This is a genomic window from Hydrogenobacter sp. (assembly GCA_041287335.1).
Classification (GTDB): domain Bacteria; phylum Aquificota; class Aquificia; order Aquificales; family Aquificaceae; genus Hydrogenobacter.
On record JBEULM010000038.1, the window covers coordinates 1 to 13,706 of the forward strand.

Annotated in this window: 16 protein-coding genes and 1 CRISPR repeat array; of the genes, 6 read left to right on the plus strand and 10 right to left on the minus strand. The window is 39.6% G+C overall.

The features are described 5' to 3' along the window. The first annotated feature begins 23 nt into the window (after window positions 1-23). Window positions 24-1,243: a CRISPR direct-repeat array (repeat unit 29 nt; unit sequence GTTGTTAATGTACCGTGTGGAATTTGAAT). 60 nt (window positions 1,244-1,303) lie between these two features. From secF to ABWK04_05405, 4 genes are read right to left on the minus strand one after another with little or no spacing between them, the layout of a single operon-like run. Continuing rightward, window positions 1,304-2,170, minus strand: coding sequence for a protein translocase subunit SecF (gene secF, locus ABWK04_05390; GenBank protein MEZ0361318.1), 867 nt, complete (start codon window positions 2,168-2,170; stop codon window positions 1,304-1,306). 11 nt (window positions 2,171-2,181) lie between these two features. Next, the gene (locus ABWK04_05395; protein ID MEZ0361319.1) at window positions 2,182-2,847 is read right to left on the minus strand and encodes an MgtC/SapB family protein; all 666 of its coding nucleotides are present in this window, start codon (window positions 2,845-2,847) and stop codon (window positions 2,182-2,184) included. A 14-nt stretch (window positions 2,848-2,861) separates the two neighbouring features. Further along, window positions 2,862-3,629: an ABC transporter ATP-binding protein gene (locus ABWK04_05400; protein MEZ0361320.1), complete on the minus strand. Its 768-nt coding sequence runs from the start codon at window positions 3,627-3,629 to the stop codon at window positions 2,862-2,864. After that, window positions 3,629-4,387 carry an ABC transporter permease gene (locus ABWK04_05405; protein MEZ0361321.1) on the minus strand — a complete coding sequence of 253 codons (759 nt, stop codon included), beginning with the start codon at window positions 4,385-4,387 and terminating at the stop codon, window positions 3,629-3,631. Before ABWK04_05405 ends, ABWK04_05400 begins: the two co-directional genes overlap by 1 nt. 91 nt (window positions 4,388-4,478) lie before the next feature. On the opposite strand from ABWK04_05405, the gene ABWK04_05410 reads away from it, so the two are divergent. Both ABWK04_05410 and ABWK04_05415 read left to right on the plus strand, forming a co-directional pair. Further along, window positions 4,479-4,688 (plus strand): hypothetical protein, encoded by a 210-nt coding sequence (locus ABWK04_05410; GenBank protein MEZ0361322.1) that lies wholly within the window; start codon window positions 4,479-4,481, stop codon window positions 4,686-4,688. Continuing rightward, entirely contained in the window at window positions 4,685-4,906 is a 222-nt protein-coding gene (locus ABWK04_05415) for a DUF167 domain-containing protein (GenBank protein MEZ0361323.1), read from the plus strand. Before ABWK04_05410 ends, ABWK04_05415 begins: the two co-directional genes overlap by 4 nt. Here ABWK04_05415 and ABWK04_05420 read toward each other — a convergent pair. Further along, window positions 4,881-5,516 (minus strand): HAD-IA family hydrolase, encoded by a 636-nt coding sequence (locus tag ABWK04_05420; GenBank protein MEZ0361324.1) that lies wholly within the window; start codon window positions 5,514-5,516, stop codon window positions 4,881-4,883. The genes ABWK04_05415 and ABWK04_05420 overlap by 26 nt on opposite strands. Then, entirely contained in the window at window positions 5,507-5,992 is a 486-nt protein-coding gene (locus ABWK04_05425) for a thioredoxin fold domain-containing protein (protein MEZ0361325.1), read from the minus strand. The genes ABWK04_05420 and ABWK04_05425 overlap by 10 nt, the downstream gene beginning before the upstream one ends. Before the next feature lie 69 nt (window positions 5,993-6,061). Here ABWK04_05425 and hemE point away from each other — a divergent pair, with 69 nt between their 5' ends. The 3 genes from hemE to ABWK04_05440 are packed head-to-tail and all read left to right on the plus strand — an operon-like array spanning window position 6,062 to window position 8,726. Beyond that, window positions 6,062-7,072: a uroporphyrinogen decarboxylase gene (gene hemE, locus ABWK04_05430; protein MEZ0361326.1), complete on the plus strand. Its 1,011-nt coding sequence runs from the start codon at window positions 6,062-6,064 to the stop codon at window positions 7,070-7,072. Further along, window positions 7,069-8,181 (plus strand): tRNA (guanine(26)-N(2))-dimethyltransferase, encoded by a 1,113-nt coding sequence (locus ABWK04_05435; protein MEZ0361327.1) that lies wholly within the window; start codon window positions 7,069-7,071, stop codon window positions 8,179-8,181. The genes hemE and ABWK04_05435 overlap by 4 nt, the downstream gene beginning before the upstream one ends. Continuing rightward, window positions 8,178-8,726, plus strand: coding sequence for a hypothetical protein (locus tag ABWK04_05440; GenBank protein MEZ0361328.1), 549 nt, complete (start codon window positions 8,178-8,180; stop codon window positions 8,724-8,726). The genes ABWK04_05435 and ABWK04_05440 overlap by 4 nt, the downstream gene beginning before the upstream one ends. Here the strand turns inward: ABWK04_05440 and trpE are convergent. Both trpE and ABWK04_05450 read right to left on the minus strand, forming a co-directional pair. After that, entirely contained in the window at window positions 8,714-10,192 is a 1,479-nt protein-coding gene (gene trpE / locus ABWK04_05445; GenBank protein MEZ0361329.1) for an anthranilate synthase component I, read from the minus strand. The two genes, ABWK04_05440 and trpE, sit on opposite strands and share 13 nt — an antisense overlap. A gap of 78 nt (window positions 10,193-10,270) precedes the next feature. Continuing rightward, entirely contained in the window at window positions 10,271-10,603 is a 333-nt protein-coding gene (locus ABWK04_05450; protein ID MEZ0361330.1) for a DUF4870 domain-containing protein, read from the minus strand. Window positions 10,604-10,647: 44 nt separating this feature from the next. Between ABWK04_05450 and ABWK04_05455 the strand changes: the two genes are divergently transcribed. Continuing rightward, entirely contained in the window at window positions 10,648-12,504 is a 1,857-nt protein-coding gene (locus ABWK04_05455) for a vWA domain-containing protein (protein ID MEZ0361331.1), read from the plus strand. Here ABWK04_05455 and ABWK04_05460 read toward each other — a convergent pair. Then, window positions 12,479-13,249, minus strand: coding sequence for an ATP-binding cassette domain-containing protein (locus tag ABWK04_05460; GenBank protein MEZ0361332.1), 771 nt, complete (start codon window positions 13,247-13,249; stop codon window positions 12,479-12,481). The two genes, ABWK04_05455 and ABWK04_05460, sit on opposite strands and share 26 nt — an antisense overlap. After that, complete coding sequence (locus ABWK04_05465; protein ID MEZ0361333.1) at window positions 13,246-13,683, minus strand: pyridoxamine 5'-phosphate oxidase family protein; 438 nt, start codon at window positions 13,681-13,683, stop codon at window positions 13,246-13,248. Before ABWK04_05465 ends, ABWK04_05460 begins: the two co-directional genes overlap by 4 nt. Between the last annotated feature and the right edge of the window lie 23 nt (window positions 13,684-13,706).

The following is a 13,706-nucleotide window of genomic DNA, read 5'->3' on the forward strand; positions in this document are numbered from 1 at the left end:
CCCCACAAGCCTTATAAACCCTCGTTGTTAATGTACCGTGTGGAATTTGAATTCCCTCAAAAGATACAGGCTTTACATCCGATATGTCCGTTGTTAATGTACCGTGTGGAATTTGAATACGGAAAAAGACGGGGAGATCAAAAGGATAAGCGTAGAGTTGTTAATGTACCGTGTGGAATTTGAATTATTTTTGAACCTGCTCGCCTCGTCTAATATCAGTGCAAACTTGTTGTTAATGTACCGTGTGGAATTTGAATGTCAATCTTGTGAGTTTTTATGTAGCAGGTGGTTATGGTTGTTAATGTACCGTGTGGAATTTGAATGTTAATAATCCAAACGGTCAGGTATTAAACCCGGGGGTTGTTAATGTACCGTGTGGAATTTGAATGATGTTTTTGTAAATGGTTGCATCTGTGGACCCACGGTTGTTAATGTACCGTGTGGAATTTGAATGTGATGTAGTGTTTGATTGTGTATTATCGGGGTCAAAGTTGTTAATGTACCGTGTGGAATTTGAATTTTACCGCGTCGAAGTTATGGGCGCTCGGGTCTGTATGTTGTTAATGTACCGTGTGGAATTTGAATTCTCAACTGCTTCTTGGTTTAGCACTATGTTGCTCAGTTGTTAATGTACCGTGTGGAATTTGAATCCTCATAATCTATTTCGTAGTCCGTGCCTTCCGTGTATGTTGTTAATGTACCGTGTGGAATTTGAATTCAGGTGTTGCAACTTCTTCCCTTCTTCTTTGTCTTCGTTGTTAATGTACCGTGTGGAATTTGAATTTTCAGAGTCCACAGCCAGCACCTTTTTGTCCAGAAGTTGTTAATGTACCGTGTGGAATTTGAATCCGTATTTGGATACACTTCTTCCGTGTGGTGAACTGGGTTGTTAATGTACCGTGTGGAATTTGAATGCGACTAATTCTGTCATCACTATAAATAACATCATTTGTTGTTAATGTACCGTGTGGAATTTGAATCATTATGGAATTTTAAATGCTCCTTGTCGTATTCATGTTGTTAATGTACCGTGTGGAATTTGAATGTTTTCTCTTACAAGCGGGAATGGTGGGAGAAAATGCTGTTGTTAATGTACCGTGTGGAATTTGAATCGTAGAGGTAGAGGTGGTAATGGCGGGGGTCGTTTTTGTTGTTAATGTACCGTGTGGAATTTGAATCGAGAACAGCAGATTGCGTTGATGACTGATGATAAGGTTGTTAATGTACCGTGTGGAATTTGAATATAGGGTATAGTTCTTTTATATTTGTGTTATATTTGTGTTGTTGATGTGGCATGCCCAATTTAAGCTTTTTGAAGCCCCACTTTAAAAAACTTTCTTTTTATATCCAGCATTAAAGCACTTGCAACAAATATGGAAGACAGAGTACCAACAGCTATACCTATAACAAAGGCAAACATTATATTAGACAAAACAGGACCGCCCAAGAGGAATAAGGCAAAAGCCACTACAAAAACTGTCATAGAGGTCATAAGAGTTCTCGCTAAAGTTTGATTTATTGACAAATTTATTATCTGTTTAAGGTCTGCTGTCTTTCTAATCTTCAAGTTCTCCCTTATCCTGTCAAAAACCACAACTGTGTCTGATACAGAGTAACCAGCAACTATAAGAAAGGAAGCCACTACATCAAGATTTATCTCCTTCTGCGTAAGAGAGTAAGCGCCTATAACTACAAGCACATCGTGAGCGAGAGCGATTATACCGCTAAGAGACCATACGGGTTCAAACCTGTATCCTAAATAAAGGAGTATTCCACCTATAGCTACGAGAAGTGACCACATGGCTTTTTTCCTAAGTTCACTGCTTATAACTCCACCTATGGTTTCCATACTTACTATTTCTGCATTCCCGAGCTTTCTGAGAGCATCAAGAGCTTTTTCCTTTGGTTCTCCAATTTTGAGTTTTACTAAGACAGTACCGGAAGCTGTATCTTGAACTTGCACAGAGCTTAATCCTGCTTTTTCCACAGCCTCTCTCACTTTACCTATGTCAACTTTTGGGAAGTATCTTACCTCTATTACCGTTCCTCCAGTGAAGTCAAGTCCAAGATTGAGACCTTTCCAGTAAAGTGAAAGGATGCTTACGATCACTAGAACCGCAGAGATTACATACGCATAAAACCTCAAAGCCATAAAGTCTATCTGTTTCATATAGGAGTATTTTACAATATTTCTAAACTCCTGATACTCTTTTCTTTTAGGAGTTTATTTAGAAGTATGTATTTCATCTCTTGCGTAAGCTCACTTTCTACGCTTATCTGAAATCCACCATTTATTTTTGATATCTTCCGTAATCTAAAGTTACCTATAAGATCCCTCAAGTAAGATATAGGATCTTCCACATAATCAATAGTTATATCTATTACATACCTGTTACCTGTGTTGATAAATTCCCTCTCTATCTTGCTCATTATGGAAAGGGTAAGAAGTAAAAGTAGGAACGCAAACACAGATAAAAGATACATACCCGCACCTATGGAAAGACCTATACCGGCTGTTGTCCAAAGGCTTGCCGCTGTGGTAAGACCTTTTATGGAAACACCTATCCTTATGATAGCGCCTGCGCCAAGAAACCCTATACCAGTTATAACTTGGGAAGCTATCCTTGAAGGATCAACGCCTGTCCCTTGACCGTACGAGTAAGGTATATACAGAGAAAGTATGCTCATAAGAGCAGAGCCGAGTGCAAGGACAGAGTGAGTCCGAAAACCTGCCGGTTGTCTTCTCTTTTCTCTCTCCAACCCAATGAGAGATCCAGCAATAAAGGAGAGAGAAAGCCTCAACAAACCTTCCCAAAGAGGGAAAGGTAAATGTTCCGCAAAATTCATACCACCATTTTAGATTAGGGTGAGCTTTCTGTAAAGACCTTAGTGCTATCACAAATATACTTTTCCAAAACTTCTTCCGTTTTTCCCATCTCACGTATAGTGTGATTGTCTATCCACATTACCCTGTCACACACGCTTCTTATTTCCTCAATAGAGTGCGAGACAAAGATCATAGTAACTCCCTTATCCTTAAACTCTTTCATTTTTTTCAGGCATTTCTTCTGAAAATTTACGTCACCCACAGCCAGAACCTCATCTATGAGGAGTATGTCAGGATCAAGATGCGCCACTACGGAAAAGGCAAGTCTCGCTACCATACCTGAGGAATAAGTCCTTAGGGGTTGGTCAATAAATTCACCCAGTTCCGAAAATTCTATTATGCTGTCCATTTTTTTCATAACTTCTTTTCTCGTCATACCCATAAGAACACCGTTGAGGATTATATTTTCCCTACCTGTCAACTCTTTGTGGAATCCCGCACCAAGCTCCAAAAGTGGGTAAACTTTCCCCCTGACTGTAATTTTACCCTTTGTGGGCTTTATTACACCTGCTATCAAACCCAGTATGGTACTTTTACCCGCACCGTTTTTACCTATTATCCCAAATGTTTCACCTTTATAGACCTCAAAGGATACATCTCTGAGAGCTTCAAAGTGACGATTTCTCAGCTCCCTGAGGGATGAAGGTAGAGTCAGTAAGAACTTTTTTAATCCTGCGGTCATGTGAGAATAAAAAGGATAAGACTTACTTACCCTTTCAAAAATGATGACCGTTTGGTTCATTACAAAACCTCTGCGAACTTCCAAGACAGCTTCTTAAAAAGTGCGTAACCTGAAAGAAATATAACGAAAGCGTAGAAATAGCTTAGCAACATAAAGTGAATGTCAAGAGGCTCATCCAAGAATAATCTTCTCCAGTTTATCAAGAGTCCGGATATAGGATTGAGATAGAGTATGTATCTGTAATTATGCGGTATCATATCCTCACTGTAAATGACGGGTGTCAAGTAAAACAAAAGGGTAAGAAGTATACTCACCAGCCTATCTAAATCACGAAAAAAAAGATGCAGAGAAGAAACCACAAGGGATACACCGTAGTTAATCATAAATTGTGGCAAAAAAAGGCATATCAAATATAAGACAAACCAAAGACTCGGACTTTTATCATAAAAATACATAAAAAGTAATATGACCGGCAATGATAGGAGAAAGTGCAAAGAGTGATTTATAACTGACGAGAGAGGTATAAGCTCTCTGGGAAAGTTAAGCTTTTTTATAAGAGAAGCGTTATCCATAAGCACAAAAAGGGAAGAGCTTACCGAGTTAGAAAACCACTGCCAAGGGAACAATCCCGTTATTAAAAAGAGAGGATAGTCCTCCAGTCTAACTTTCATAAAAACTTTAAAGGCTAAGTAAAACATTAAAGCGAAGGCAAGGGGATGCATAACAGACCAAAAATACCCAAATACGCTATTTTTGTACCTGACCTTTATTTCCTTCTGGGTGAGAACATATACAAGATCAAACAGATACACGATCATAGGAAAATTATAAAACTGACTGTAGAGATTACGTTTTATCGTTATGATAAAGATCATAAAATAAGACCCTAACAATCTCTATAATGGTGGTATGGAAAAGCTCAGGTGTTTGGTTATAGACCTTGAAGGAACTACCAAAGAGATAACACAGAGACTCAACGAGGTTATTTCAGGTATAGAACAAGAAGGGGGAACCGTTAAAGATGTGAAGGTTACTCACGCGAGAGAACATGGTATAGATGGTTTTGTGGTACTCTACACGATAACTTATAAAGTATCCAGAGAGATATCAGAGGAATGATAATTGAGGTGAGAGCAAAACCTAAAGCAAAAAAGGAGTATGTGAAGGTAATTGCTGACAGTTTGTATGAAGTTGCGACTAAAGAGCCTCCGCAAGAGGGGAGAGCTAACGAAAGGATAGCTGAGCTTCTTTCCGAACACTTTGGCATACCCAAAAACCGTGTAAAACTGATAAAAGGAGAAAGGTCAAGGGTTAAACTTTTTCGGTTAGATTTATGATATCCGCTGGTTTTGAAAGAATAAAGTCGGGTTTTACACCATCCAATCTTACATAACCCCATGTTGCAAGTGCTGTCCAGACACCTGCATCTTTACCTGCACGCACATCGGCATCCGTATCACCTATCATTATGGCATGCTCATTGTCCACATTCAAAGAGTCCAACACTTTTCTTACAGGCAATGGGGAAGGTTTTTTTTCTGGAAAAGTGTCTCCGCCTACTATAATGTCAAAGTACTGGGAAAGATTTAGTCTTCTAAGTATTTCAACAGAAAGATCTTCCATCTTGTTGGTTACAACAGCAAGGTAATTTCCTTCTGCCTTAAGGTACGTCAAAACCTCTTTGATACCTTCGTAAGACCTCGTGTAAACTACCGGGTTCTCCCTGTAATATTTCCTAAAAAGCTTCAGAGCAATTTCCACCTCATTGTCTGGAAAAAGCTTCTCTATAAGCTTTCTCGCTCCACCTCCGATCAATTTCTTTATATCTTCAGGACACACCTCATCTTTTCCCAGATCACGAAGTACGCTGTTTACACACATGCCTATATCTAAGTGAGAGTCTATAAGTGTTCCGTCAAGATCAAAAATGAAAAGCTTCAGGCGCATTTCCTCTCTTTCAGATATTCCTGAAGCTTTTTCCTTGTATATTCGTTATCCTTAACGTAGTCCAAAACGCACGCAAAAGTTTCAGGTTCTAAATAACCGGGGATGCTGAGGACTATGTCACCCTTTCTGTCGTAAAAGAGAAGGTAAGGGAAAGAATTTACACCCAACATCTTTGCAATCTGATTTTCTTCACTTACACCCTCTTCCTTACCGAACTTGTATCTGACCTTTGCGTTACTTTCATAAAGTAGCTTGTATACATCTATACCCGCAAGAGCCTTCTTTAACCTTTCATCACTGCGCATGTCTTTATCCAACTGCTTGCAATAAATACAGCTCTCACTCTCCACTATTAGGAGATTGTGTTCACCCTTAGGTGTTATATCTTTTATCTCTGCGGAACTTTGGCTTTTGCTCGTTTTACAGGAAAAAAGTGTTATCATCAAAAGGATAAATATAGGAACTAACTTTCTCATACTGAATATTTTATGCATAGCTAACTCTTCAGACAAGTTCAAGAAGTCATTGTGTTATCATTTTTTTCTATGAAAGACAGTCCTCTTTTGAAAAGTTTAAGAGGGGAAATCTTAGAGAGATTTCCTGTGTGGCTTATGCGTCAAGCAGGAAGGTATATGAAGGAATATAGGGAATTAAGGAAAAAGGAGAGAGACTTTTTAAGCTTCTGTAAAAATGTAGAACTGGCTATTAAGGTAAGTCTTCTCCCCCTTGAACTTCTGGGTGTTGATGCTTTGATAATATTCTCGGATATACTTGTCCCCCTTGAGCCTATGGGTGTTTCTGTTGAGTTTAAGAATGGGGAAGGTCCCACAATTTTCTGGAATGGGAATATCAAAAGCCTCAAGAGGATATCTTATAACTCCGTGGAGTTTGTCAATGAGATAATAAAAGGTGTTAAATCTGCTCAAAAGGAGGTCCCGATTATAGGGTTCTGCGGTGCGCCTTTTACCTTACTCTCATACATGATAGAGGGTGGATCAGGGAAAGAAGTGAAGAACACCAAGTTATACATGTGGAAAGGAGAAGGATACCACACCTTGATGAATCTGCTTGTGGAAAACCTACTTGAGTATGTTAAAGGGCAGGTTCTCGCCGGTGCGGACATCATCCAGATTTTTGACAGCTGGGCTATGTACCTTCCTTATGAGGACTACAAAGATTATGCGGAAACGTACCTAAGGAAACTTTTTGAGGGAATAAAAAAACAGTTTGATGTACCACTCATTTATTTTTACAGAGGTTCTGGTTCTTTTCTGCACGTCTTGGAGGATCTTCCCGTAGATGCTATCTCTGTTGACTGGACTGTTGATATGGTCGGTGCTATGAAGGACATTAAAAAAGCTTTTCAAGGAAATCTTGATCCGAGCGTGTTATACACCGATGAAGACACAATACAGAGGAAGGTACTTGAACTTCTCAGGTGTATCCCGAGAAAGACGAAGTATATCTTTAACCTCGGACATGGGCTTATGCCTGATATGGATTTTCAAAAGGTTAAACTCCTTGTAGATACAGTAAAAAGCTACAAAATAGCATGATAAGAGAGGGAAAAGTCTTTCTTGATATAAAGCTACCTCAGGTTATATCCTCGCGTATGCCTGTCTTTTACAACCCTGATATGGTTGTAAACAGGGATATGAGTCTTTTGATCGTTTTAGCTTTTGTCGGTGAAGGTGCTGTTGTATGTGATCCAATGGGCGCAAGCGGTGTGAGGAGTCTTAGGTTTCTCCTTGAGGCAGGGGCATCCAAAGTCATATACAACGATATAAACCTAAAAGCTTTGGAGGAATTTAAAAGACTTATAGAGATAAATGGTGCTGATGGTTCTAAAATAGAATTCTATTCGGAAGATGCCTCTTTGCTTTTGAGAAAGCTGAAGGGATGTGACTATGTGGATATAGATCCTTTTGGATCGCCTGTAACATTCTTAGAGAGTGGGATTCTCCCCGTGAAGAGATCCGGTCTTTTAGGTGTTTCCGCGACAGACACCGCGGTGCTTTCTGGAACTTATCCTTTGACGTGTATAAGAAGATACGGTTCAAAACCGTTGCTTGAAGCTGAATTTTACCACGAAGTAGGTATAAGGATACTCATAAAAAAGGTTGTAGAAGAAGGAGCTAAAATGGATTTTGCCATTATACCTATATTTTGTTACTCTCACAAGCATCACTTTAAAGTCTTCTTCAAAAAGGAGTTAGGTGCAAGGAGAGCTGATGAAGTATTGAAAAATCTTGGATACATCACATACTGTTCAAACTGTCTGTATAGGGAAGTTGCGCGCTTGGAAAGTATGAAAGAGTTCTGTCCAATTTGCACAAATAAAATGCTCTATGCTGGACCTTTGTGGATCGGTAAGCTCTGGGATGAAAAGCTCGTAGATAAAGTATGGGAGCTGAAAGATAGGATCATCCTAAGTCAAAATAGTCTAAAACTCCTCAAAAGAATAAAGGAGGAGGCAAAGAAACAAACTGTGGGCTTTTACACACTTTCTGCAATAGGAGAAAGGTTAAAAGTAAGCAACCTACCTACACTGAAAAAGATAATTTTCCTCACAGATGGTACAAGAACTCACTTTAGTGGAGAAGGCTTTAGAACGCTTTTGAATCATAGAGATCTTCTCAAACTTGTGGAGAACATAAAAGGATGAGCTATTACAGAGAACTCAAAGACAGCATTCTTTCTCTGAAGGAGGTTTTCTTTTTATCACCGAGGGAGATATGGTTTTTGAAGTTTCTGGAAGATGCGGAATATCCCCTGGAGGTTGTAAAAGAAGGCATAGAAGAGTTTTATCTGAGTATCTCTCCAGAAAAAAGGTCAAAAACGCCGCTGTTTTTCTCTTTTGAATATGTAAAAAGAGCGTACGAAAGATACGCACTCAAAAGAGGAAGGCAAGTAAAAATGAATTGGCTTAAAATATACAAGGAAAAGTTGGAAAGTGTTAAACATCTCTTAAAGGATGCAAATCTTCCCAAAATAGAACCAAAGGATGAAGCACAGGCTGAGAATATATTAATATCTATTGAAAATGTATTGGTAAAAAGGCTCTGGGAAGCTATGCCAAAAGAGAAAAAAAATAAAATTCTTAGAAAATACTCCCAATTTAGAGAGAACGAAGAGCTTTTTAAACTCATGATAAAGCATGAGATCATGAAAAACTATGGTATAAAACCGCTGTCTCTTTATGTTTCCTGATCTTCCGCTATACTGACAGCTTTCATAAGAGCCTTTGCCTTATTTACACTTTCCCACCATTCCTTTTCTGGCTGAGAATCTGCCACTATACCTGCACCAGCTTGAATGAAAACTTCTTCTCCTCTCAATACAGCCGTTCTTATTGCTATCGCCATATCCATATTGCCTTGGAAGGATATGTAGCCTACAGAACCTGCGTACACACCTCTCCTCTCTGGCTCCAGTTCTTCTATGATCTGCATGGCTCTGACTTTTGGAGCGCCAGATACTGTTCCAGCAGGAAAGGTAGCCTTGATAACATCTACAGCATCCAAACCATCCTGCAGTTCACCTATAACATCGCTTACTATATGCATCACGTGAGAGTATCTTTCCACCCTCATAAAGTCTTTTACCTTTACGCTTCCCGGTTTGGATACTCTTCCTATATCGTTTCTTGCAAGATCAACGAGCATTAGGTGTTCCGCACGCTCCTTTTCGTCTCTCAAAAGATCCTCTTCCAATGCTCTATCTTCTTCTTCCGTCTGCCCTCTCCTTCTCGTTCCTGCTATAGGTCTCGTCTGTATTTTCCCTTCCTCAAGTCTTACAAGCACCTCAGGTGAAGATCCTATAACTTTTATATGACCTAAATCCAGATAGTACATGTAAGGTGAGGGATTCAAAAATCTAAGCACCCTATATATGTCTTCAGGTTTTCCCCTAAACGCCTTACTAAATCTCACGGATGGTACAACTTGAATAACATCACCTGAAGCTATGTATTCTTTTGCTTTAATTACAACCTCTTTAAACTCTTCCTTACTCATGTTGCAATGCCACTGAGACAGATCAGGCTCCTTGTCCCTGTAGTTTACCGGAAAAACGTACTTTCTAAATATATCCTCCTTTACGGATTGTATGCTCGCCTTTGCCTTCTCATATTCTTTCTCAATATCCGTGTCTGTAAACAAAGGAGAAAGGATCTTTATCTTACCCGTAAGGTTATCATGTATTATCACAAGATCGGTAAGTACCATAAATATGTCATAAATCCCGATGGTATCGGGTTTTTCGTCCTTTACAGGTTCGTAGTATTTTACTATGTCATAACTTATGTATCCTACAAACCCTCCCCAAAAGCGTGGTAACCTATTATCCCTATAAGGAGTGAAACTTTTCGTAAGTGTTCTGAGTATATTGAGAGGATCCTTACTCTCAAAACACCATACCTTACCCCTTTTAAATATCTCACCGTACCCCTTTCTGTATTTGAAGGTAAAAGAGGATGACCTTATTATAAAAGAGTATCTCCCCCATTTTGTACCTCCCTCAGCACTTTCCAGAAGGATGTTGTACTGTCCTTCCTTTCTTAACTTGAGGAAAAGAGAGAGTGGGGTTTCCGTATCAGCAAGAACCTCGGTAAATAATGGTATAACACTGTAGTTCTTTGAAAGTTCCTTTACATCTTCCAAACTAAAGCTCAGCATAAAAAGATTTTATCACCTGTCCTTCGGGAGAGTGACCTACTCCATCTTATAGAAGATGGAGCTTCTTGCTGTTTTTTGTTAAAGAGGCTTCTCATCATTTAAGTATACTATCCCTTTTATAACACGGTACATATAATAAATGAACATAGCAGAAAGTACTACAAAACCTATAAAGACAGGTATAGTTAATATTCCAAGAATGCCTACTATTAAGGTGATCCAAAAAGTTTTTATCTGATAGTTAAAGTGGGACTCAATGTAAGTACCTTTAGCATCTTCCCTCTTGATGTATGCTACTATAACACCTGCTACGATCGGAATAAACCCGATGAACAGTCCAGCCATATAAAGTATATAAACGAGTAAGGCGTTATTCCTCAGCCTCTTAATGGATAGATCCCTGCCTTCCATATTACCACCTGACTTTATTTTAGATTAAACTAACTTTATAATGGATGAAGGAAAGATGGAAGGCTATTGGTAGCCTATTAGAAGGAGAGTTTGATCTCATAGTTCAAGCAAGTTACGAAGGGTGGGGTGCAGGTTACGATCCCAAGTTTCTACCTTTATTGGAAATGTGGGCAAGGGGGGAACTGCAGGACATACCATCGCACGTCAAAAAACCCTTAGGTGTGGTCTTTAGCATACCGGATCTTTTAAGAAAGAGTGAGGAATACATAGTGAATTCAGTAAGACACGAGATAAGCTACCTTCTAAACGCTGACCTTCCCATATGGAGGGCTGGGCAGAGGGAGTTTTTCAGATTCGGTTACCAACCAACTGCCTTCGTTGTGCTTTATGCTGTGCTTGAGTCTATTAAAGCTGATGAACGTATCCTTAAGGACCACCCTGACAGCAGGTATATTTTAAAGCGCAGATACGAAGAGATACTCGCAAGCTTAAGGGATATTTACCCTTATCACGAGTTCGCTTTAGGGTTTTTGAAGCTATGGCTTTCAAATCCTGAGGAGGTGCACCCAACTGTTCGCAGGCTCGTTTTATCCCTTGAGAGCTTTCTTAAAGATTACTTAGCCGCAGATAGTCAGCAAGCTTATTCCCTTCTTATGGAGGATGTATTTGGTAAGTACAGGGTATGTATAGAAGAGTCATCAGAACTCAATTATATAGATATGCTCATTGAAGAGGCGTCTGGAAAGAGGAAAGAAGGGCATAAAGGTAGGATAATGACAGACATACTCAAAAAACTACCCAAAGAGGAACAGGAATTGATTAAGAGCTTCCGTATATCCGGGGAGATCCCTCAAGAAATAAGGCGCGAGATACTCAAAAAGCTGAAGAGTTTTCCAGACTGGATGAGAGACTATATTAAGCAGATGTCTTACATGAGCCTACTCGAAAAAGATATGGAGTTTCTCTCCCACTTTCTTCCAAAAACATTACAAATAGAAATGGAACACAGAGGATTTTTGTCCTTCATACTCAAAGGGTGGGAAGAAAATGCTTCGGAAGGTTCAGGTTCGATTAAAGGTGATTTTAAAGAGGAGTCTGAAAAAGATAGAAGATACAGGAGAGAGTTCGGACTAAATCAAGAGGAATTCAGAAGGTATCACACCATTATGAGAAGCGTAATGCCTTTTGTGGAATCCATGAAGAAAAGATTCCAAAGACTTCTTCCTGAGAGTGAAGAAGGGTGGATTTGGGGATATCCGCACGGAAGACGCATAGATTACAGAAGGATACACATGGAAATACCAACGAAAAGAGGACTCATATATCAAAGGAGGCTACTACCTGAAAAAAAACAGCTTGCTTTTAAACTGCTTTTAGATATTTCCTCTTCTATGAAAAAGGAAGACAAAATAGAAAATGCGGTAAAATCTCTTTTGCTTTTCAGCGAGGTGCTAAACGATATGAAAATGCCCTTTTCCATAGATACTTTTAGCGAAAAAGTGTTTAGTATAAAATCCTTTGAGGAAGATTACATAGCTTCACGCGCAAAGATAGTGAGGCTTGAAGATCTTCTCGGCGGTGGGACAAACATAGAAAAAGCCCTGCTTGTGTCAGGCGAGGATCTTGAAATATTCTGCAAGAAGAACTCCATTCGCGGTGTTATGATCATCTTTTCAGATGGCGAACCTACAAAGGGTCTGAGAGGTGAACCCCTAAAAGATCTGATAAGGCAGTTAAAGGGTAAATTTCCTATAGTTGGTATAGGTGTGGGTGAAATCAAGAACTTTGTGGAGGAATATTTTGAAAAAACAGGTTTAAAGATTAGAGATGTGTCCATGCTCCCATCAGCTTTTTTCCTCGTTATGGAAAACCAGTTTAAAAGGCTGCAGTTTTCACCTTAGAAAGGTCTCCCAAACCTTTCTTTAGAAACTCTCTTACAAAAGGCACATTTGATGATAGTATATCTTGAGGAGTTCCTATCTGCGCCATCTCACCATCTTTTAAAACCATAAGTCTGTCAGATATACCAAAGGCGGAGACCAGATCGTGAGATACAACTATGGAAGTAGTGCCGGTTCTTTCCCTCAGAGAAAGTATAAGTTCATCTATCATTCTACTGGTTATAGGATCAAGGCCCGATGTAGGCTCATCGTATATGACGAGTCTTGGGTCAGTTGCTATAGCTCTGGCTATACCTACTCTCTTTTTCATACCTCCCGAAAGCTCAGAAGGATAGAGGTCAAGAACATCTTCATTGAGACCAACCAGCTTTAGTTTTTCAAGAGCAAGATCCTTTACTTCTTTCTCGCTCATATTAGTACGTTCCAGATAATAAAAACCCACGTTTTCCCAAACCTTCAGACTATCAAAGAGTGCCGCACCCTGAAATACGTATCCTATATTCTTCCTTAAAATATCAAGCTCCGTGATATTGAGTGTGTTTATATCCTTCCCGAACACCACCACTCTACCACTGGTGGGTTTCCACAGACCTACTATACATTTGGTTATAGATGTTTTCCCGCTCCCGCTCCCACCTATTATGGTGAATATCTCCCCCTCAAAAACTTCAAAATCTATGTTCTTGAGTATCTGTCTATCACCTATACTAAGATAGAGACTTTCAACTTCAACTACTTTTTTCATGCTCGCCTCATAGCCTCTATAACCGTACTGTCAAGCTCGACCATTTTTTCCACATTACCTGTGTGCGCAAAGGGTATTATACCCGTTACGGTACCACCGGGAAAGAGATTGTCCTCAACTTTATCTATATGAAGTTCAAACACGGACACGGGGAATTTTACATCCTCTATCCTTTCAAGAACCATCCGTACGTTGCCATAGCATGTGAGAGCTTTGTTGGGTGAGAAAAGCATAACGCATGCTTTGCCTCTCTCTTGTAGGTTCTTTGCACTTTTAGATCCGGAGCTGAGAGCAATACGTAGAGTCTTCTCATTGATAGGATACACCCAGGTTATGAAGGTCAGATGTACATTACCCTCTGTGTCAGCTGTTCCAAGCACCACAGGAAATACACCTAAGCTCTTTATAAGGTCTATAAGGTCTGCAGGTAGCATCTTACAACCTCCACTACTTTAAA